Here is a 19,940-nt window from a genome sequence, read left to right on the forward strand (position 1 = left end):
GTTCAAGCCCCGGGCGGCGCCGGGGGCAGCTCGTTCGCACGGGCCACCTCGGCGTACCAGTGCGCGCTCGACTTCGGGGTGCGGGCCAGGGTCTCGTAGTCCACGTACACCGCGCCGAAGCGCTTGCCGTACCCGTACGACCACTCGAAGTTGTCCATCAGCGACCACAGGTAGTAGCCCCGCACGTCAGCGCCCTCCTCGATCGCCCGGCGCACCATGTCGAGGTGGCCGTGCAGATAGCGGATGCGGTCGGCGTCGTGCACCGTGCCGTCGGGGCCCGGCTTGTCGTCGCAGGCCGCCCCGTTCTCGGTGACCAGGAGCGGCAGGCCGGGCGCCTCCCGGGTGTAGCGGAGCAGCAGGTCGTACAGGCCCGAGGGGTCGATGGTCCAGCCCATCACGGTGCGCTCGCCCGGCGGCTGGTGGAAGGCGACGGAGGCGGCGCCCGGCCACGGCGAGTGCGCGCTCGCGCCGTGGCCGTCGGCGCGGGGGCCCGCGGCGTCCGGGTTGGCCGCGGACACCAGGGCCGTCGTGTAGTAGTTGAGGCCGAGCGCGTCCAGTGGCTGGTGGATCGCGCGCAGATCCCCGTCGTGCACGAAGGACCAGTCGGTGACGGCGGCGGTGTCGGCGAACAGGTGCCGGGGGTAGGCGCCGTGCAGCATCGGCCCGTGGAAGACGCCGTTGGCGAGGTCGTCGATCCTGCGCACCGCGGCCAGGTCCGCCGGGTCCTGCGAAAGGGGCCTGACCACAGCCGAGTTGAGGCTCACCGCGATCTGGTTGCGGGCGGGCATCGCGGAGCGCAGCGCCGAAGTCGCCCGCCCGTGCGCGAGGTTGAGGTGGTGGGCGGCGCGCAGGGAAGCGGCCGGATCGGTCCGCCCCGGCGCGTGCACCCCGGAGGCGTAGCCGAGGAACGCGCTGCACCAGGGCTCGTTGAGGGTGATCCACCGCTCCACGCGGTCGCCGAGCGCGGCGCCGACGAGCGCCGCGTAGTCGGCGAAGCGCGAGGCGGTGTCCCGGGCCGGCCAGCCGCCGGCGTCCTCCAGCTCCTGCGGCAGGTCCCAGTGGTAGAGGGTGAGCGCGGGCGCGATGCCGTGATCGAGGAGCTCGTCGACCAGGCGCCGGTAGAAGTCCAGGCCGAGCTGGACGGCGGGCCCGCGCCCGGTGGGCTGCACCCGCGACCAGGAGACCGAGAAGCGGTACGAGGTGACGCCGAGCTCCGCCATCAGCGCGACGTCCTCGCGCCAGCGGTGGTAATGGTCCACCGCGACGTCACCGGTGTCGCCGTCGGCGACCTTGCCCGGGGTGTGGCTGAAGGTGTCCCAGATCGACGGGGTGCGGCCGTCCTCCCGTACCGCCCCTTCGATCTGGTAGGCGGAGGTGGCGGCGCCCCAGAGGAAGCCGGGCGGAAAGCGGTCGGACATATGACACTCCCAACGTGCTGACGAATGACGGGACTTGACCTAGCCCTTGACCGCGCCCTGCATGATGCCGCCCACGATCTGGCGCCCGAACAGGACGAACGCGAGCAACAGCGGCAGCGTGCCGAGCAGGGCGCCGGCCATGATGACCGACTGGTCGGGGATGTAGCCGCGGCCCAGCCCGGTGAGGGCGACCTGCACCGTGGGGCTGCCGTTCTGGGTCAGCGCGATGATCGGCCAGAAGAAGTCGTTCCAGGCCATCACGAAGGTCAGCATCCCGAGCACGGCCATGGCGGGCCGGGCGACCGGGAACACGATGTGCCACACCACCCGCCAACTGCTCGCGCCGTCCACCCGGGCGGCCTCTATCAGCTCGGTGGGCAGCGCCTCCACGAGGTACTGCCGCATGAAGAACACCCCGAACGCGCTGACCAGGGTGGGCAGGATGACGGCCTGGAGCTGGTCGGTCCAGGACAGCTTGGCGACCATCATGTACAGCGGTACGACGCTGAGCTGCGGCGGCACCATCATCGTGCCGATCACCAGGACCAGCAGCAGGTTCTTGAAGCGGAAGCGCAGCTTGGCGAAGGCGAACCCGGCGAGCGTGGAGAAGAACACCGTGCCCGCCGCGATCGAGCCCGCCACGATGGTCGTGTTGAGCAGGGCCGTGCCCATGTTGGCGTCGGTCCAGGCGATCTGGAGGTTCTTGAACAGGTTGCCGCCGAACCAGAACGGCGGGGGCGTCTGCGCGAGGCGGGTGTTGGTGCGGGACGCGGCGATCGCCGTCCAGATCAGCGGGAAGAGCGATCCGGCGGTGAACACGATGAGGACGGCGTAGGTGAGGCGGCCGCCGTGCAGCTGGCGGCCGGCACGCTGGGCGGTCAACTGGTCATCCCCTTGCGCAACTTGTGGGAGACGAGCCAGTTCACCGCGCCGATGAGGAGCAGGATCAGGAACATCGCCCAGGCGATCGCCGAGGCCCGGCCCAGGTGCAGGTTCACCCAGCCCTGTTCGTACAGGTACAGGCCCAGCGTCTGGAACTGGTGGTCCGAGCCGCCGGTGGCCCCGGCGGCGCCGTTGAACAGGAGCGGCTCGCCGAACAGCTGGGTCGCGCCGATCGTCGAGACGACCGCCGTGAACAGGATCGTCGGCCGCAGCGACGGGATCGTCACATGGACGAACTGCTGCCACCGCGAGGCCCCGTCGAGCGCGGCCGACTCGTACAGGTCGGCCGGCACGGCCTGCATGGCGGCCAGGTAGATCAGCGCGTTGTAGCCGGTCCACCGCCAGACGACGATGGTGGATACGGCGAGCTGCGAGCTCCACCCGCCGTTCTGCCAGTCGACGTGGTCGAAACCCACCAGGCCGAGCGCCCAGTTGACCATCCCGTAGTCGCGCCCGAAGAGCAGCACGAACACCAGCGTCGCGGCCGCCACACTCGTCGCGTACGGGGTCAGCACGGCGACCCGGAAGAACATCGAGGCGCGCAGCCGGTAGTTGAGCAGGTGCGCGATGCCGAGCGCGATGAGCAGCTGCGGCACGGTCGAGAGGACCCCGATGGTGAAGGTGTTTCGCAGCGCGTTCCAGAAGAAGTCGTCCGACAACAGCCGCGAGAAGTTGCGCAGGCCCACCCACGTCATGTCGTTCGGCGAGGTCAGCTCGACCTGGTGCAGCGAGGCCCAGCCGGTGTACAGCAGCGGGAAGAGGCCGAACGCGGCGAAGAACACGAAGAAGGGCGTGATGAAGGCGTACGGACTCCAGCGCACATCGCGCCGGTAGCGGCGGCTGCGCCGCTCCTCGCCGCGGGCGCGGGCCGGGGCCGTACCCTCCTGCCCGGGACTGGGGGAGGGCACGGCGGCCGTGGTGTCGCTCGCCATCGTCACTGGTCCAGCGCGTTGTCGATCGCCTTCACGGCGGCGTCCCAGCCCTGCTGCGGCGACTTGCCCTTCTGCTCGACCTGGAGCATGCCGATGTCGGTGAGGTTCTGCTGGATGATCTGGTCCTTCGGGCCGAGGAACTGCACCGGGGTGCCCTCGGCGGCCTGCGCGAAGATCTGGCCGATGGGCGCGTTGCCGAAGTAGGCGTGCTTGGCGCCGGCGACCGCGGGCAGCCCGTACGCCGCCTTGGCGCTGGGGAAGCTGCCGCGCTTTTCGAACAGGACGGCCTGCTGGGCGGGCGCGGTCAGCCAGGCGGCGAGCTTGGCGGCCTCCGCCTTGTGCTGACTGGCCGACGGCACCGTGAGGAAGGAGCCGCCCCAGTTGGAGGGCTTGGGCGCGGCGGCCACGTCCCACTGGTCCTTGCCGGCGGCGCCCGCCTTGTCCTGGATGTAGCCGAGCATCCAGGCCGGGCAGGACACGGTGGCGAAGGAGGCGTTGGCGAAGCCCTGGTCCCAGGTCGGCTGGAACTGCTGGAGCTTGGCGGTCAGGCCGTCGGCCGCGAACGCGGTCGCGGTGTCCCAGGCCTGCTTGACGGCCGGGTTGGACTTGTAGACGACCTTGCCGTCGGCGTCGTAGTAGCGGGTGGCGCTGGACCCGGTGATCGAGTTCAGCACGCCGGAGGCGGAGTCCACGAAGGCGGCGCCCGCGGGGGCCTTCGCCTTGTACTGCCGCCCCACCGCCAGGTACTTGTTCCAGTCGCCCGCCCACAGCTTGCCCACGGCCTCGCGGTCGGTGGGCAGACCGGCCTTGGCGAACAGGTCCTTGCGGTAACAGATGCCGGTCGGCCCGATGTCGGTGCCGAGGCCGACCGTCTTGCTGTCCTTGGTGGTGGCCTCGGCCCACTTCCACGGCAGGAAGTCGTCCTTGTTCACGCCGGACACCTTGGACAGGTCCTCCAGCTTGCCGCTCTGGGTCGCGGTGACCTCGGCGATGTTGCTGACCTCGACGGCCTGGATGTCGGCGAGCCCGCTGCCGGAGCCGAGGTGGGTCAACAGCTGCGGATAGTAGTTCTCGTTCCGTTCGATCGAGGTCTGCTTGATCTCGATGTCCGGGTGGAGCTTCATATACGCGTCGTAGAGTCCGGCCTCCTTCAGGCCGAAGGCGCCGAAGACACCGACCGTGAGGGTGGTCTTCGCGCCGCCCCCGCCGCCCTGCGCCGACGAGCCGCCGCCCGGATCCTTGCCGTCGGCGGCGCAGCCGGCGAGTAGCCCGGTGCCGAGCGCGGCCACGGCCGCCAGGGCCGCCAGTCGTCTGCTGATGCGTGTACGCGTGCGCATGTGCTTCCTCCAACTGTCGTCCGGGCCAAGCCGTTTGAGGCGCGTCGCCGCGGGCGGAAGGTATGCGAAAGGTGTAGGGGTCCTCTAGTGTGGGAGCGCTCCCAGCCGTGATGTGTTGAAGGGTTGCGGCTACCTGTCGGAGTGTCAAGGGACCGCGCGATGACAGTTGTTGGCCTTCCTCGACCGGCCCGTGCTGTTACGTTCACCGGAGATCGGCGCGTTGGGGAGGCAGACATGGCGGCAGCTCGCACGGTCCGGGGCCGGGGCCGGAGCGCGGGACGGCCCACCCTCGAAGAGGTGGCGGCCAGAGCAGGGGTGGGCCGGGGCACGGTGTCCCGGGTGATCAACGGCTCGCCGCGGGTCAGTGACGAGACCCGCGCCGCCGTGCAGGCGGCCGTCGCCGAACTGGGCTACGTCCCCAACCGCGCGGCCCGCGCCCTGGCCGCCAACCGTACCGACGCGATCGCCCTGGTCGTCCCCGAGCCCGAGGCGCGCTTCTTCGCGGAGCCGTACTTCTCCGACATAGTGCGCGGGGTGGGCGCGGCGCTCGCCGACACCGAGATGCAGTTGCTGCTCACCCTGGTCGGCGGCGACCGCGAGCGCCGCCGACTGGCCCAGTACCTGGCCTCCCACCGGGTCGACGGCGTCCTGTTGGTCTCGGTCCACGCGGACGATCCGTTGCCCGAGTTGTTGGAGCAACTCGACATTCCGGTGGTCATCAGCGGCCGCCGCCGCGAGGACGAGCCGCTCGCCTCGGTCGACTCCGACAACTTCGAGGGCGCCCGCACCGCCGTTGCCCACCTGCTCGCCCGGGGCCGGCGCACCATAGCCACCATCACCGGGCCGCTCGACGTGTACGGAGCCCGCTGCCGCCTCGACGGCTACCGCGCCGCCCTCGCCGAGGCGGGCCTCGGCGAACTGGCCGCGCAGGCCGACTTCACGGAGGAGGGCGGCCGGCGCGCGATGACCGAACTCCTCGCCCGCTGCCCGGCGCTGGACGCGGTGTTCGCCGCCTCCGACGTCATGGCCTCCGGCGCCCGTCAGGTCCTGCGCGAACACGGCCGCCGCGTCCCCGAGGACATAGCCCTGATCGGCTTCGACGACTCGGCGATAGCCCGCCACATGGACCCGCCCCTGACGAGCGTGCGCCAGCCGATCGAAGAAATGGGCCGAGCGATGGCAGAGCTCCTCCTGACCCAGATCTCCACCCCCGACCCGGGCCGCCGACGCCTGGTGCTGCCCACGGAACTCGTGGTGCGGGCGTCTTCGTAGGAGACCCGCCGGGGCAATGCCGCGGCGGGGCACGCGCCCGGCCGGGGCTGTTCACCGAGCGGGAACGCGAAGAGGGCCCGATCCGTTTTCACGAATCGGGCCCTCTTCGATCAGGGTGAGTAACGGGACTCGAACCCGCGACATCCTGGACCACAACCAGGTGCTCTACCAGCTGAGCTATACCCACCATGCATGACCGGACTGTTGTGGTCTTGGGAAGTCCCTGGGGGCTTCCCTACCGGCCGAGAAAAAGTGTACAGGGTCCGGGAGGGTGCTCGCGCACATGTTTCGCGGCACCCTCCCGGGCCCCTCGCGCAGCGCTACTCCGCAGGCAGGACGTGCTTTGCCGCGATGGCCTTCGCGGCGTCCGAGTCCGGGCCGGGCTGCGGGACGAAGATCGCCTCGCGGTAGTAGCGGAGCTCCGCGATGGATTCGCGGATGTCCGCCAGCGCCCGGTGGTTGCCGTTCTTGTCGGGGCTGTTGAAGTACGCCCGCGGGTACCAGCGGCGGGCGAGCTCCTTCACGGAGGAGACGTCCACGATCCGGTAGTGGAGGTGGGACTCCAGGCTCGGCATGTCCCGCAGCAGGAAGCCCCGGTCGGTACCGACCGAGTTTCCGCACAGCGGCGCCTTGCCCGGCTCCTTGACGTGCTCACGTACGTACGCCAGGACCTGCGCCTCGGCGTCCGCCAGCGTGGTGCCGCCGGCCAGCTCGTCGAGGAGCCCGGAGGCGGTGTGCATGGTGCGCACCACCTCCGGCATGGTCTCCAGCGCGGCGTCCGGGGGACGGATCACGATGTCCACCCCTTCACCGAGTACGTTCAGCTCCGAGTCGGTGACCAGTGCGGCCACCTCGATAAGTGCGTCGTCCGCCAGCGAGAGCCCGGTCATCTCGCAGTCGATCCACACCATGCGGTCGTTCATGTGTCCCACCCTACGGGGCACTCCGCTGGCCGGGCAGACTCGGACGACCGCCGGTGTAGCCGGACGCGTACAGGTCGGAGCTGGGTTTCCCCTGCTCCGACGGGGCGTGCGAGCTCGCCCCGGGACCCAGCACGGCACCGGCCGCCGCAGGCCGCCGGACCTGTGGCAGCGCCTGGGGCGCGATGGCCTCGGCCACCGCGGCCGGCATCGGCATCGCGACACCGCCACCCACCGGCTCCGGCTGTGGGCGCCGGGCCCGGTACGCCGCCCGGTAGGACGCCGGGGACGAGCCGAGCTGGCGGCGGAAGTGCCCGCGCAGCGCGACCGGGGAGCGGAAGCCGCAGCGGCCCGCCACCTCGTCCACGGAGTAGTCGGACGTCTCCAGCAGGCGCTGGGCCTGAAGGACCCGCTGAGTGATCAGCCACTGGAGCGGGGCCGATCCGGTCAGCGAGCGGAAACGGCGGTCGAAGGTACGGCGGCTCATGTACGCCCGCGCGGCCAGGGTCTCCACGTCGAACTGCTCGTGGAGGTGCTCCAGTGCCCAGGCGACGACCTCGGCCAGCGGATCGGAGCCGATCTCCTCAGGTAAAGACCTGTCGAGATAGCGCTCCTGGCCACCGCTGCGGCGCGGCGGTACGACGAGTCGGCGAGCCAGTGCGCCGGCCGCCTCACTGCCGTGGTCCGTCCGCACGATGTGCAGGCAGAGATCGATTCCGGCCGCCGTTCCGGCCGATGTGAGGACGTCTCCGTCGTCGACGAAGAGCTCCCTCGGATCCACGTGTACGGATGGATACCGTTTGGCCAGTGTCGGCGCGTACATCCAGTGCGTCGTCGCCGGTCGGCCGTCCAGCAGGCCGGCCGCGGCGAGCACGAACGCCCCGGTGCACAGACCGACGATTCTTGCCCCCTCCTCGTGAGCCCGGCGCAGCGCGTCGAGCGCCGCGGCCGGTGGCGGCGAGGTGATGGAACGCCACGCGGGCACCACCACCGTTCCCGCCCTGCTGATCGCTTCCAGACCGTAGGGCGCGGTGAGTTCGAGTCCCCCTGTGGTCCGCAGGGGTCCTTCCTCACCGGCGCACACCAGTAGTCGGTAACGCGGAACTCCCGCGTCCTGTCGGTCGATTCCGAACACGGAGAGCGGAATGGAACTTTCGAAGATGGGGCCGCCGCTGAACAGCAGTACGGCGACGACTTCCCGGCGTCGGCGGCCGGCCAGCTTCTTCGTGGTCTCCGGTGATGCGGCAGCGGAGTCCTGGCTCATGGCGCTAAGCCCCCCTCGGTGTTCGCGGCTCCCCGTTCTTGTCGGGCTTGTCGCTCCTGCACTTTTCCCCTCGGTTTTGCACGAGTCCCCAGCCTTCGATACGCATGATCGAATCTACTGTGTCCCGTGGCGCCGGCGTGACAAGTCCGGCACCCAGCGCTATGTCGACAAGGCAACTTGGCGCGAAGCATTCGATCACGAAGCGTTTCACCCGCGGGGGCCCGCAGGGAAGTGCGCCTCATAGGGATGGCCCGTACCCGTATGGTGCAAGCGGCCCCAATGGTCCTTTCCTCCCTGGTGGCAAGGGGGTTGACAGGCCATTTCGCCAAGGGATCCGGCACGGGGGGAAGTTGGCTGAAAACATATGGGTGCAGGCGTACGAAAGCCTCAGCCTCCCGGTGTCCATCCCCCGCTGTGGCGCCCGCCGCGGCGCCCTCGTGGAGCCATCCGGCCGTGCCGTCCGGACGCCGGAAGCGACCGCTGCGCGAGCTCTCTGGCGGCCGCCCGCTCGGACTGGCGCAGGAGTAGCCGGCACGCCGTGGTCACGGCCGCCAGGCCCACCGCGGAGCCGGCCGCCCCGGCGAACGAGGCACCGTAGACCACGAGCACGACCGGCACGAGGAAGCAGCTGAACGCCGCCCATCGCACGACCTCGCTCGCCGTGTCGGCGGGGTTCGCGGCACTGGCCGAGAGTGGTTCTGTGTTCACGGACCGGTTGGTACGTACGGTTTCAGCCGCGGGCGGCGGCCCGGACGCCCGGTGGCGGGGGCCGGACGGAGGGGAGAGCCGGGCGACCGGGGGAGCGGGCACGGGGAAGCTGCTTCCTGATCGGTGTCGGGGATCCGCGTGCCTAACGCGACAGGGTCCGGTCCGGTCACTGGAAGATCATCGGTCCGGGTCCGGAACCGGCCGCCAGGACTGCTGTAGCGGCCACCGGGCATTGCCATCCGGGGCGGGCTCGTGCATGCTCCGGGGAACGCCGAGTAGGTTCGGCGGGCTCTGGGCAGGAGAGGAGTGTCGCCGTACCCTTGGGGGTATGGGCTTGGGAAGATGATTCCCGGACACAGCCTCGCCGCCGACTCGTTGTTGATCTCTTGTCCCCGCTGTCCCCCGACTGAGGACCTCCTTCGCCGAGACACCCATGGCCGGTCACGAATACTCCGAACCCGCGGACCGCAAGCAGGTAGCCGACCCCGCGTCGGCCCTCGAGGCGGCGACAGAACCACGTCACTCCTGCGATCCCGCATTCCGCCACGGCGTCGTCGTCGGTTTCGACGGCTCGACGTCCAGTGAGCGCGCGCTGGCCTACGCCATTGGCATGGCCAAGCGGTCGGGCTCCGGCCTGATCATCGTCCATGTGGCGAACCGGCTGCCCACCACGGTGTGGGCGGGCTGCGAGCCGCCGGTCTTCGTGGACGTGCCGGACCACCGCACCGAGGTGCTCGGCCTCGAACTCGCCTGCGCGGACTACCTCGCCGAGGTCCCCTGGATCCTGGTCGAGCGCGGCGGCGACATCTGCCACGAACTGGAAGAAGTCGGGCGAGAGTACGCGGCGGACGCGATCGTCGTCGGCTCCACGCACGGCCTCGTCGGGCGGATCTTCGGCTCCGTCGCGGGCCGCCTCGCGCGCCGCGCCCAGCGCCCGGTCGTCGTCATCCCGTAATCGGTCGTTGTCCCGGTTGAGACCCGGTCGACGTTTGACTGATGAGGCGTCAACTTCCTTTGCCCGTAAGCGAATCTACCAGCGCGTAGGGGTGGATTGTGCCCTTGTGAAGGGTAGGTGAGGCTTGCTGGGAAGCAGCACAACTGCACATGAAGGGAGCCCGCCGTGGACAACGAAGTCTCCGCCGGAAGCACCACCTCCACGCTCGGTCACCTCGCCCTCGGACTCACCCTGCTGGCCTTCGGCATCGGCACCACCCGCGTGATCGACGGCGTGACCGTGGCCGACGCGGTCTCGATCGCGACCTACGTCGGCGGCATCGGCCTGTTCGTCCTCGGCGTCCTCGCCTTCCGCGAGCACGACGCGTTCACCGGCACCGCCTTCGCGGGCCTGGGCGCCTTCTGGTTCACCTGGGCCGCGGGCGCGCAGACCAAGTTCTCGGCCAACGCCTCGGGTCTCTTCCTGGTTCTCTTCGCGCTCCTGGCGCTGAGTCTGGCCGCGGGCTCGGCGGGCGGCGGGCTCTTCAGGCAGGGCACGTACGGCCTGCTCTTCTTGGCTCTCGTGGTGCTGGCCGTCGGCCAGTTCGCCGACAGTTCGGTGCTCACCAGGGCCGCGGGCTGGCTCGCCGCCGTCGCGGGCGCCGTGGCCTGGTACGGAGCGACGGCCTCGCTCGCCAAATGGCCGACCGCGATGCCCCGACGCGCTGCCGGCCGGGGAGTGACGGCCACCGGCTGAACGGCAGCCGCGCGCCGGCGGTTGGGCAGCGCCGGCACACAGGAGGGCGACCCCCGCCGGGCCGGCGGGGGTCGCCCTTCGTGCTGCGTACGGACGTGTCCCGACGGGGACGCGTGCCTACTGGCTACTCCACGGTGACGGACTTGGCCAGGTTGCGCGGCTTGTCGATGTCGCGGCCCATCGCCAGCGCCGTGTGGTACGCGAAGAGCTGGAGCGGGATGCCCATGAGGATCGGGTCCAGCTCGTCCTCGTTCTTCGGCACGACGATGGTGTGGTCGGCCTTCTCCTGGTTCTGGTGCGCGACCGCGAGGATGCGGCCGCTGCGGGCCTTGATCTCCTCCAGTGCGGCGCGGTTCTTCTCCAGGAGGTCGTCGTTGGGGACGATCGCGATCGTCGGCAGCGCGGGCTCGATCAGCGCGAGCGGGCCGTGCTTCAGCTCGGAGGCGGGGTAGGCCTCGGCGTGGATGTAGGAGATCTCCTTGAGCTTCAGGGAGGCCTCCAGGGCGACCGGGTAGCCGCGCACGCGCCCGATGAACATCATCGACTGGGCGCCCGCGTACTCCTGGGCCAGCTTCTCGATCTCCGGCTCCATGGCCAGGATCTCCTCGATCTGGCCGGGCAGCTTGCGCAGGCCCTCGATGATCCGCTTGCCGTCGGCCACCGACAGGTCGCGGATCCGGCCGAGGTGCAGGGCGAGCAGCGAGAAGGCGACGACCGTGTTGGTGAAGCACTTGGTGGAGACGACGCAGACCTCGGGGCCGGCGTGCACATAGGTGCCGCCGTCGGCCTCGCGGGCGATCGCGGAGCCGACCACGTTCACGACGCCGAGCACGCGGGCGCCCTTGCGCTTGAGCTCCTGCACCGCCGCGAGCACGTCGTACGTCTCACCCGACTGGGAGACCGCGATGTACAGGGTGTCGGGGTCCACGACCGGGTTGCGGTAGCGGAACTCGGAGGCCGGCTCGGCGTCCGCGGGGATGCGGGCCAGCTCCTCGATGAGGCCGGCGCCGATGAGGCCGGCGTGGTACGAGGTGCCGCAGCCGAGGATCTTGATGCGGCGCACGCCACGAGCCTCGCGGGCGTCCAGGTTCAGGCCACCGAGGTGCACGGTCGAGAACCGGTCGTCGATGCGGCCGCGCAGCACGCGGTCGACGGCCTCGGCCTGCTCGCTCATCTCCTTGTGCATGTACGTGTCGTGGCCGCCCATGTCGAAGGAGGCGGCCTCCCACTCGACGGTCTCGGGGGTGGCGTTGGTGAGCGTGCCCGAGGTCGTGTACGTCCGGAAGTCGTCGGCCTTCAGGGTCGCCATCTCGCCGTCGTTGAGGGTGACGACCTGGCGGGTGTGGGCGATCAGCGCGGCGACGTCGGAGGCGACGAGCATCTCCTTCTCGCCAATGCCGAGGATGACCGGGGAGCCGTTGCGGGCGACCACGATGCGGTCGGCGAAGTCGGCGTGCATCACGGCGATGCCGTAGGTGCCCTCGATGACCTTGAGCGCCTCGCGGACCTTCTCCTCCAGGGAGTCGGCCAGGGAGCGGGCGATGAGGTGGGTGATGACCTCGGTGTCGGTCTCGGAGGCGAAGACGACGCCCTCGGCCTCCAGCTTGCCGCGCAGGTCGGCCGCGTTGTCGACGATGCCGTTGTGGACGACGGCGACCTTGTTCTCGGGGTCGAGGTGCGGGTGCGAGTTCAGGTCGGAGGGGGCGCCGTGGGTGGCCCAGCGGGTGTGCGCGATGCCGGTCGTGCCGGTGAAGCGCTTGGGGACGCGGGCTTCCAGGTCGCGGACGCGGCCCTTGGCCTTGACCATCTTCAGGGCCCCGGACTTGGGGGTGTTGACGACCATGCCCGCGGAGTCGTAGCCCCGGTACTCCAGCCGCGCCAGGCCTTCCAGCAGCAGCGGAGCAACATCACGCTTACCGATATAACCGACGATTCCGCACATAGAGTCTCTGCCCCTCCATCGATGTACACAAGTTCCTGCGGTGCCGCGAAGCCTGCTCAGCCGTAGACGATGCGGCGCAGCTGCCGGAGCGAGAGCTCCGGTGGCGCCACGGCGCGGTGCGGCAGCTCGGCCGCGATCCGCTCGAAGATCTCCGCGTTCACGGCCCCACCGGACTGCAGTTCACGGTGGCGCCGACGGACGAATTCCTCGTACGTCTCGTCGAAGTACGCCAGCACGTCGAGGATCACCCGGGCCGCCTCACCGCGCTGGAGCGCGGTGCTGCGCACCAGGTGGTCTACGAGGTCGTCGTGTGACGACGGGCTGCGGCGTTCGAGCACCCGTCGATATTGCGGGGAATCGGGGCCGTACGCAAGAATCCTGCCCGAATCCGGGCAGGATTCGCATGATCACGGTCATGGTCTGGACCAGAGTGATCAGGTCCTGGCTCCCTGGACGCTCCAGGGCCGCCTGGGCCGTCCCGGCTGTGACGGGTCTCCACCTTGACCACGGCCGTGACCCCGGGTCCCATGGAGAGTGTTCGGTTGCACAGGCTCTCACCCCCCACAGTCGCGTGACCCCCCGAAGGGACCCGCTTGTGAGACAGAGACGACAGCACAGGACACTCGCCCGGCTCCTCGGCTCGCTGGTCCTGGTGGCAGCCGCCGGGCTCACCAGCATCGGGGCCTCCGCGCCGCCCTCCGCGGCGGGCGCGCCCCGCCCCCTGGGCCAGATCGTCCCGGCGCCCGCCTCCGTCACCGCGGGCGGCTCCGCCTACACGATCGGCTCGGCCACCGTGATCCGTGTCGCCGCGGGCTCGCCCGAAACCCAGCGGATCGGCGACTACCTGGCGGCCGTGCTGCGCCCCTCCACCGGGTACGCGCTGCCGGTCACCGGCGGCGCGGGCGCCGACGGGATCCGGCTGCTGCTCGGCGCGGGCGACAAGGCCCTGGGTGACGAGGGCTACCGGCTCACCTCAAGCAACGGCGCCGTCACCGTCACCGCCAACCAACCGGCCGGGCTCTTCCACGGCGTACAGACCCTGCGGCAGCTGCTGCCCGCGGCCGTGGAGAAGAAGGGGAAGCAGCCCGGTCCCTGGAAGATCGCGGGCGGCACGATCACCGACTGGCCGCGCTATGCCTACCGGGGCGCGATGCTCGACGTCTCGCGACACTTCTTCGGCGTCGACCAGGTCAAGCGCTACATCGACCAGCTCGCCCTCTACAAGATCAACACGCTGCATCTGCACCTCAGCGACGACCAGGGCTGGCGGATCGCCGTCGACTCCTGGCCGAGGCTCGCCGGCTACGGCGGCCAGACGCAGGTGGGCGGCGGCAAGGGCGGCTCCTACACCAAGGCCGACTACCAGGCGATCATCGCCTACGCCTCCGCCCACTATCTGCGGGTCGTCCCCGAGATCGACACGCCGGGCCACACCAACGCGGCCCTCGCCTCGTACGCCGAGCTCAACTGCAACGGCGTCGCGCCCCCGCTGTACACGGGCACCAACGTCGGCTTCAGTTCGCTGTGCGTGGCGAAGGCGGTGACGTACAAGTTCCTCGACGACGTGGTGCGCGAGATCGCCGCGATGACGCCCGGTCCCTACCTCCACATCGGCGGCGACGAGGCGCACTCCACGCCGCACTCCGACTATGTCGCCTTCATGGACAAGGTGCAGCCCATTGTCCAGAAGTACGGCAAGACCGTGATGGCCTGGCACGAGATCACCGGGGCCACCCCGGTGCAGGGCGCGATCGCCCAGTACTGGGGCACGCTCGGCAACGAGGCGCAGGTCGCCGCCGCCGCCAAGGCCGGCACCAAGCTGGTGATGTCGCCCGCGAACCACGCCTACCTCGACATGAAGTACGACGCGAAGTCTCCGCTCGGCACGAGCTGGGCCGGGTACGTCGACGTCGACAAGTCGTACGCGTGGGATCCGGCCACCTTCGTGAAGGGGGTGCCGGCGGGGGCCGTGCTCGGCGTCGAGGCGCCGATCTGGTCGGAGACGCTGACCAACAGCTCGCAGATCGAGTACATGGCGTTTCCGCGGCTGCCGGGGATCGCGGAGATCGGGTGGTCGCCGGTGTCCACGCACGACTGGGCGTCGTACAAGGTGCGGCTGGCCCAGCAGGGCCCGAGGTTCACCGCGCTGGGCATCAACTACTACCGCTCGCCGGTGGTGCCCTGGGTGTGAGTTCTCCCGCGGTCCTCGAACGCCGGACGGGTCGCATGCGCCCGCCCGGCGTTCGGCAGCGGGCGGGCTAGCCCGCGATCGGGTTGCGCAACGTGCCCACCAGCTGGAGCGCCCCCGCGGGGTCGGCCAGGTCGACCATCTGGCGGTTGTCGCGGAGCTGGAGGCGGTTGAGGCAGGAAAGGGCGAAATCGTGCGCGAAGAGGTCGAACTGCTTGAAGGCGTCGGCCAGTTCGGGCCTGGCGGCCTGGTACGACCGTACACAGTTGGCCACCTCCGCCCAGAACGCGGACTCCTCAAGGACCCCTTCGGTGACCAGCGCCGCGTTCAGGAAGCGGAAGAAGCAGTCGAAGACGTCCGTGAAGACGGACAGGAGCTTCATGTCCTCGGGCACGTCCGCGCGGATGCGCTCCACGGCCGGCGGGAGCACCGCGTCCGGGTCCATCACCGCGATCTCCTCGGCGATGTCCTTGAAGATCGCCCGCGACACCGTGCCGTCCTCGGCGAGGACGAGGATCACGTTCTCGCCGTGCGGCATGAAGACCAGGTCGTAGGCGTAGAAGGCGTGCAGGACGGGGACCAGGTACGCCTCCAGGTAGCCGCGCAGCCACTCGGTGGGGGTGCGGCCCGACTCGGCGATCAGGGCGCCCGCGAAGGACGCGCCGGTGTGGTCGGTGTGGAGCAGCGAGGCCATCGTGGCCAGCCGCTCGCCCGGCTCAAGGGACGGCACGGGGCTCTCGCGCCACAGCGCGGCCAGCATCTTGCGGTAGGGCGAGTACCGGTCGGTGGCCCGCTCGTACTGCTCGTGGTGGTACCCGATCGCCGCCCGCTCGCGGATGATGGAGAACCGGGCCGCGCGGAACGTCTCGTCGGCCGCGATCACCCCCGCCAGCCAGTCGTTGATGGCGGGCGTCGCCTCCATGTACGCGGCCGAAAGCCCGCGCATGAAGCCCATGTTGAGGACGGAGAGAGCCGTCTTGACGTAGTGCTTGGCCGGGTCGCTGGTGTTGAAGAAGGTGCGGATCGACTGCTGGGCCAGGTAGTCGTCGTCGCCCTCGCCGAGCAGCACCAGGCGCTCCTGGGCGATCTCGGCGGCGAAGGTGACCGACAGCTTGTTCCACCACTGCCAGGGGTGCACCGGCAGCAGGAGGAAGTCGTCCGCGTCCAGACCGCGTTCGGCCAGCCGAGCGGCGAACCGGTCCAGGGTGTCCTGGCCGAGTTCGGCGCGCATCAGCGCCTCGTGATCCAGGCCCGCGCCTGCCGTGAAGGTGGCGCGGTCGCGGCGGGCCGCCAGCCAGATCAACCGGACCGGGCTCGCGGTCTCCGGGGCGTACGAGAGGTACTCGTGGACGCCGAAGCCGAGCCGTCCGTTGTTGGCCACGAAGCAGGGGTGGCCCTCGGTCATGCCCGTCTCGACGGCCTGGAAGCCGGACCGGGCGAGCTCGGCGGAGGTGATCTCCGGCTTGGTCAGTTTGTACGCGGTGCCGGAGAGGGTGGAGGAGATCTCCTCCAGGTACACCGGCAGGATCTCGTCGCTCAGACCGAGCGCGGTGCGCATCTCGATGAAGAAGTCGAGTGCGTCGAGCGGGAGTTGGCCCTCGCGGCCGTGTCGCGATATGGACTCGGCGAACACCTGCCAGTGGTCGAGGGCGAAGCGGGACGCGGTGAAGCGGTACTCGACGCGGCCGTCGTCGCTCCGGACGCGAAACGCGGTCTCCCCCGGTCGAGCGCGGCCGGGACCTCGGGAAAGGCCGTCGCCGAGCGGCTCGGGCGTGAGCAGCCGCTCGTGGGCGAACTCGGCGAGTGCCTTGCGGATCAGCAGCCGGTTGGCCTCGGCCCAGCGCGCGGGGTTGAGGTGGGCGACCGCGGTCTCGGTGGTCATCGGGCTGCCGCCTCTCCGGCTCGCGCCGTACGGAACTGCTCTCGGGTGCAGAAGGACAGGTAGGCGTCCTTCTCGGGCTTGGCGATCCGTTTGGCGATCTCGAAGCCGACGGCCGCGTTGAGGACGTGCACCGCCTCGTTGCGCACGTCCGGTTCGACGACGACGCGCTCGGTGGCCGGGTCGGCGAACAGTTCCCGCATCACGGCGGTGATGACGGCCCGCGTGAAGCCGTGCACCGGGGTCTGGGTCGGGGCGACCAGGAAGTGCATGCCGACGTCGCCCGGCAGCGGCTCGTACAGGCCGACGAGTTCGACGTGCGCCGGGTCGTAGCGCTCCATGAGGAAGGCGGGCTCGCCGTCGTGGAGGCCGATGAAGGCGTGGTGGTGGGGGTGCGCGGCTATCGCCATGTACTCGCGCTCGACGTCCTGGAGCTTCGCGTCCTGCATCAGCCAGAACGCGGCCTTGGGGTGGGTCACCCAGGAGTGGACGAGCTCGGCGTCGGACAGGGTGTCGAGCGGCCGGAAGGCGAACGGGCCGGAGGCGGGGGTGTTCATATGGCGAACTCCTGGAAGGCGATGGACTTCTCGACCGGGTAGTACGCGCGGCCGAGCAGCTCGCCGATGATGTACGCGTTGCGGTAGGCGCCCATGCCCAGGTCGGGCGAGGTGATGGAGTGGGTGTGCACGCCGGCGTTCTGGAGGAAGACGCCGTGGCCGGTGGTGTCGATGGAGTAGTTGCGGGCCACGTCGAAGCGCCCGCGGCCGTCGCGCCGCAGTCTGGCGGAGACGGGCTTCAGGAACTCCGGCTCGGCGTACTGGTAGCCGGTGGCGAGCACCAGGCCCTCGGTGGTGAGGGTGTAGTCCTTCTCCTGCTCCTCCTGGCGCAGACCGAGCGTGTATGTACCCCTGGTGGCGTCGTAACTCGTCGCCTTCAAAGCCGAGTTGGTGAGCAGTCGGGTGGGGACGGGGCCCTTGAGGTTCTTCTGGTAGAGCAGATCGAAGATGGCGTCGATCAGCTCCGAGTCGATCCCCTTGAAGAGCCCCTTCTGCGTCGCTTCGAGCCGGTAGCGGGTGGCCTCGGGCAGTGCGTGGAAGTAGTCGATGTACTCCGGAGACGTCATCTCCAGGGTCAGCTTGGTGTATTCCAGCGGGAAGAACCGGGGCGAGCGCGTCACCCAGTTCAGCCGGTAGCCGTGGACGTCGATCTCGGAGAGCAGGTCGTAGTAGATCTCGGCGGCGGACTGTCCCGAGCCGACGAGCGTGATCGACTCCTTGGCCTGGAGGGCCTCCTTGTGCTCCAGATAACGGGAGTTGTGCAGGAGGTCGCCGCCCAGGCCCCGGCAGGGCTCGGGGATGTGCGGCGGGGTGCCGGTGCCGAGGACGAGGCAGCGGGCGCGGAAGGTCTCGCCGGTGGTGGTAGCCACGGCGTACAGCTCGCTCCCCTCGTCGTACGTCACCGACGCGACGCTCTGGCTGAAGCGGACGGAGCTCAGCTTCCCGGCGGCCCAGCGGCAGTAGTCGTTGTACTCGGTGCGCAGCGGATAGAAGTTCTCGCGGATGTAGAACGAGTACAACCGCCCTGATTCCTTCAGGTAGTTGAGGAAGGAGTACGGCGAGGTCGGGTCGGCCAGGGTGACCAGGTCGGAGAGGAACGGGGTCTGGAGGTGGGCGCCTTCGAGGAACATCCCGGAGTGCCACTCGAAGTCCGGCTTGGTCTCCAGGAAGAGGCCGGTCAGCTCGGCTATGGGCTCGGTGAGGCAGGCGAGGCCGAGGTTGAAGGGGCCGAGCCCGATCCCGATGAAGTCGTACGCCTCGGACGGGCCGGGGGCTTCAGGACGCGTGGACAAGGTTCTCTCCCAGGTACTGCTCGGCGTGGCCGGCGATCAGATCGAGGACGGCGGCGATGTCGGTGACGCTCGTCTCGGGGTTGAGCAAGGTGAACTTCAGGTACTGGCGGCCGCCGGACTTGGTCCCGGCGACGACCGCCTCGCCGGACGCGAAGAGCGCCTTGCGGGCGTAGAGGTTGGCGCGGTCGATCTCGGCGGGCGAGGTGACGGCGTTGGGGACGTAGCGGAAGACGAGGGTGGACAGGCAGGGCCGCACGACGACGTCGTACCGGGGGTCCCCTGCGAGCAATTCCCAGCCCTGCTCAGCCAGTTCACACACCTCGTCGAAGAGCGCGCCCACCCCGTCGGCGCCCATGGTGCGCAGGGTCATCCACAGCTTGAGGGCGTCGAAGCGGCGGGTGGTCTGGAGCGACTTGTCCACCTGGTTGGGGATGCGCTCCTCGGCGGCGCGGCGCGGGTTGAGGTAGTCGGCGTGGTAGGTGGCGTGGCGCAGCGTGGCCCCGTCGCGGACCAGCACGGCGCTCGAACTGACCGGCTGGAAGAAGGACTTGTGGTAGTCGACGGTCACGGAGTCGGCGCGTTCGATGCCGTCGAGCAGGGTGCGGCGGGCGGGGGTGGGGGAGGCGAGCAGGCCGCATCCGTAGGCGGCGTCCACGTGCATCCAGGTGTCGTACTGGGCGCAGAGCTCGGCGATGCCGGGCAGCGGGTCGATGGAGCCGAAGTCGGTGGTGCCGGCGGTGGCGACGACCGCCATGGGGACGTTGCCCTCGCTGACGCAGCGCTCCAGGGCGCGGGCGAGCCCGACGCTCTGCATGCGCTTGGCGTGGTCGGTGGGGACGGCGATCACGGCATCGCGGCCGAGGCCGAGGAGCTGGGCGGACTTCTGCACGCTGAAGTGGCTGCACTCGGAGGCGAAGATGCGCAGTTTCGCGAGGTCGGCGGTCTTGGCCTCCTCGCGGGCCAGGAGCAGCGCCTGGAGGTTGGACTGGGTGCCGCCGCTGGTGAACACGCCGTCGGCGGCGGGTCCGAACCCGATCCGGCCGTTGGTCCAGTCGATGAGGCGCCGCTCGATGAGGGTGCCGCCGGCGCTCTGGTCCCAGGTGTCCAGGGAGGAGTTGACGGCGGAGAGCACCGCCTCGCCGAGCACCGCCGGGATGACGACGGGGCAGTTGAGGTGGGCGAGGTAGCGGGGGTGGTGGAAGTAGACGGCGTCGCGGAGGTAGACGTCCTCCAGCTCGTCCAGGACGGCGGAGGTGTCGTTGAGGGGGGTGTCGAGGTCGATGGCGTCGATGAGCGGCGCGAGGTCGTCGACGCCCGCTCCGGTGAACGGCCGCCGGGTCGTGGCGAGTTTGGTCGCCACCCGCTCGACCCCTTCGGTCACGGAGCGACGGTAGTGCTCCGCGGTGGTGTCGTTGAGCAGGTGCGAGCGCATGCGGGTGTCCTCCCGGATCGGGGGTGCGGGCCCTCCGGACTGGAAGGAATGGGGCGAGGGCCGCGATCTCGAAGTGAGGTTAGCCTAACCTAACTAGCGACCTCAATCCGGGGGCAGCCCTCTTTGGCCATTCACCCGCTCGTTGGGGCGGGTTGAACGAAGCCCTT

At 69.9% G+C, this 19,940-nt stretch carries 17 protein-coding genes and 1 tRNA gene; 4 read left to right on the forward strand and 14 right to left on the reverse strand.

Annotated features, from left to right (window positions below; all coding sequences use genetic code 11):
* Positions 1–2: 2 nt before the first annotated feature.
* Genes OG522_RS23950 through OG522_RS23965 form a run of 4 tightly spaced genes read right to left on the reverse strand, consistent with a single transcriptional unit; the run spans position 3 to position 4,629 of the window.
* Positions 3–1,418, reverse strand: a complete 1,416-nt coding sequence (locus OG522_RS23950) for a GH1 family beta-glucosidase (RefSeq protein ID WP_329465048.1) — start codon at positions 1,416–1,418, stop codon at positions 3–5.
* A gap of 39 nt (positions 1,419–1,457) precedes the next feature.
* On the reverse strand, positions 1,458–2,339 hold the full coding sequence (locus OG522_RS23955; protein ID WP_329467714.1) for a carbohydrate ABC transporter permease: 882 nt from the start codon (positions 2,337–2,339) through the stop codon (positions 1,458–1,460).
* Positions 2,297–3,292 carry a carbohydrate ABC transporter permease gene (locus tag OG522_RS23960; RefSeq protein ID WP_329465049.1) on the reverse strand — a complete coding sequence of 332 codons (996 nt, stop codon included), beginning with the start codon at positions 3,290–3,292 and terminating at the stop codon, positions 2,297–2,299. The genes OG522_RS23955 and OG522_RS23960 overlap by 43 nt, the downstream gene beginning before the upstream one ends.
* Before the next feature lie 2 nt (positions 3,293–3,294).
* On the reverse strand, positions 3,295–4,629 hold the full coding sequence (locus tag OG522_RS23965) for an ABC transporter substrate-binding protein (protein WP_329465050.1): 1,335 nt from the start codon (positions 4,627–4,629) through the stop codon (positions 3,295–3,297).
* Between the two features lie 234 nt (positions 4,630–4,863).
* Here OG522_RS23965 and OG522_RS23970 point away from each other — a divergent pair, with 234 nt between their 5' ends.
* The gene (locus OG522_RS23970) at positions 4,864–5,901 is read left to right on the forward strand and encodes a LacI family DNA-binding transcriptional regulator (protein WP_329465051.1); all 1,038 of its coding nucleotides are present in this window, start codon (positions 4,864–4,866) and stop codon (positions 5,899–5,901) included.
* A 114-nt stretch (positions 5,902–6,015) separates the two neighbouring features.
* Here the strand turns inward: OG522_RS23970 and OG522_RS23975 are convergent.
* From OG522_RS23975 to OG522_RS23990, 4 genes are all read right to left on the reverse strand, one after another.
* Positions 6,016–6,088: transfer RNA gene (locus OG522_RS23975), tRNA-His, on the reverse strand.
* A 133-nt stretch (positions 6,089–6,221) separates the two neighbouring features.
* Positions 6,222–6,824, reverse strand: a complete 603-nt coding sequence (gene orn, locus OG522_RS23980; protein ID WP_329465052.1) for an oligoribonuclease — start codon at positions 6,822–6,824, stop codon at positions 6,222–6,224.
* A gap of 10 nt (positions 6,825–6,834) precedes the next feature.
* Positions 6,835–8,085 carry a helix-turn-helix domain-containing protein gene (locus OG522_RS23985; protein ID WP_329465053.1) on the reverse strand — a complete coding sequence of 417 codons (1,251 nt, stop codon included), beginning with the start codon at positions 8,083–8,085 and terminating at the stop codon, positions 6,835–6,837.
* 387 nt (positions 8,086–8,472) lie between these two features.
* Positions 8,473–8,793: a hypothetical protein gene (locus tag OG522_RS23990; RefSeq protein WP_329465054.1), complete on the reverse strand. Its 321-nt coding sequence runs from the start codon at positions 8,791–8,793 to the stop codon at positions 8,473–8,475.
* A 433-nt stretch (positions 8,794–9,226) separates the two neighbouring features.
* Between OG522_RS23990 and OG522_RS23995 the strand changes: the two genes are divergently transcribed.
* Complete coding sequence (locus OG522_RS23995; protein WP_329465055.1) at positions 9,227–9,748, forward strand: universal stress protein; 522 nt, start codon at positions 9,227–9,229, stop codon at positions 9,746–9,748.
* 165 nt (positions 9,749–9,913) lie between these two features.
* Positions 9,914–10,483: a GPR1/FUN34/YaaH family transporter gene (locus OG522_RS24000; protein ID WP_329465056.1), complete on the forward strand. Its 570-nt coding sequence runs from the start codon at positions 9,914–9,916 to the stop codon at positions 10,481–10,483.
* Positions 10,484–10,607: 124 nt separating this feature from the next.
* Here the strand turns inward: OG522_RS24000 and glmS are convergent, their stop codons facing one another.
* Both glmS and OG522_RS24010 read right to left on the reverse strand, forming a co-directional pair.
* Positions 10,608–12,425: a glutamine--fructose-6-phosphate transaminase (isomerizing) gene (glmS, locus tag OG522_RS24005; RefSeq protein WP_329465057.1), complete on the reverse strand. Its 1,818-nt coding sequence runs from the start codon at positions 12,423–12,425 to the stop codon at positions 10,608–10,610.
* Between the two features lie 56 nt (positions 12,426–12,481).
* A complete protein-coding gene (locus tag OG522_RS24010) occupies positions 12,482–12,763 on the reverse strand; it encodes a hypothetical protein (RefSeq protein ID WP_329465058.1) in 282 nt (93 codons plus the stop codon).
* Between the two features lie 257 nt (positions 12,764–13,020).
* On the opposite strand from OG522_RS24010, the gene OG522_RS24015 reads away from it, so the two are divergent.
* On the forward strand, positions 13,021–14,616 hold the full coding sequence (locus OG522_RS24015) for a beta-N-acetylhexosaminidase (protein WP_329465059.1): 1,596 nt from the start codon (positions 13,021–13,023) through the stop codon (positions 14,614–14,616).
* 67 nt (positions 14,617–14,683) lie between these two features.
* Here the strand turns inward: OG522_RS24015 and OG522_RS24020 are convergent, their stop codons facing one another.
* The 4 genes from OG522_RS24020 to OG522_RS24035 are packed head-to-tail and all read right to left on the reverse strand — an operon-like array spanning position 14,684 to position 19,773.
* Positions 14,684–16,495 (reverse strand): IucA/IucC family protein, encoded by a 1,812-nt coding sequence (locus OG522_RS24020; RefSeq protein ID WP_329465060.1) that lies wholly within the window; start codon positions 16,493–16,495, stop codon positions 14,684–14,686.
* The gene (locus OG522_RS24025; RefSeq protein WP_329465061.1) at positions 16,492–17,049 is read right to left on the reverse strand and encodes a GNAT family N-acetyltransferase; all 558 of its coding nucleotides are present in this window, start codon (positions 17,047–17,049) and stop codon (positions 16,492–16,494) included. Before OG522_RS24025 ends, OG522_RS24020 begins: the two co-directional genes overlap by 4 nt.
* The gene (locus tag OG522_RS24030; protein WP_329465062.1) at positions 17,046–18,341 is read right to left on the reverse strand and encodes a lysine N(6)-hydroxylase/L-ornithine N(5)-oxygenase family protein; all 1,296 of its coding nucleotides are present in this window, start codon (positions 18,339–18,341) and stop codon (positions 17,046–17,048) included. The genes OG522_RS24025 and OG522_RS24030 overlap by 4 nt, the downstream gene beginning before the upstream one ends.
* Positions 18,325–19,773: a pyridoxal phosphate-dependent decarboxylase family protein gene (locus OG522_RS24035; protein WP_329465063.1), complete on the reverse strand. Its 1,449-nt coding sequence runs from the start codon at positions 19,771–19,773 to the stop codon at positions 18,325–18,327. The genes OG522_RS24030 and OG522_RS24035 overlap by 17 nt, the downstream gene beginning before the upstream one ends.
* Positions 19,774–19,940 lie beyond the last annotated feature (167 nt).

It is taken from the genome of Streptomyces sp. NBC_01431, assembly GCF_036231355.1.
Lineage (GTDB): Bacteria > Actinomycetota > Actinomycetes > Streptomycetales > Streptomycetaceae > Streptomyces.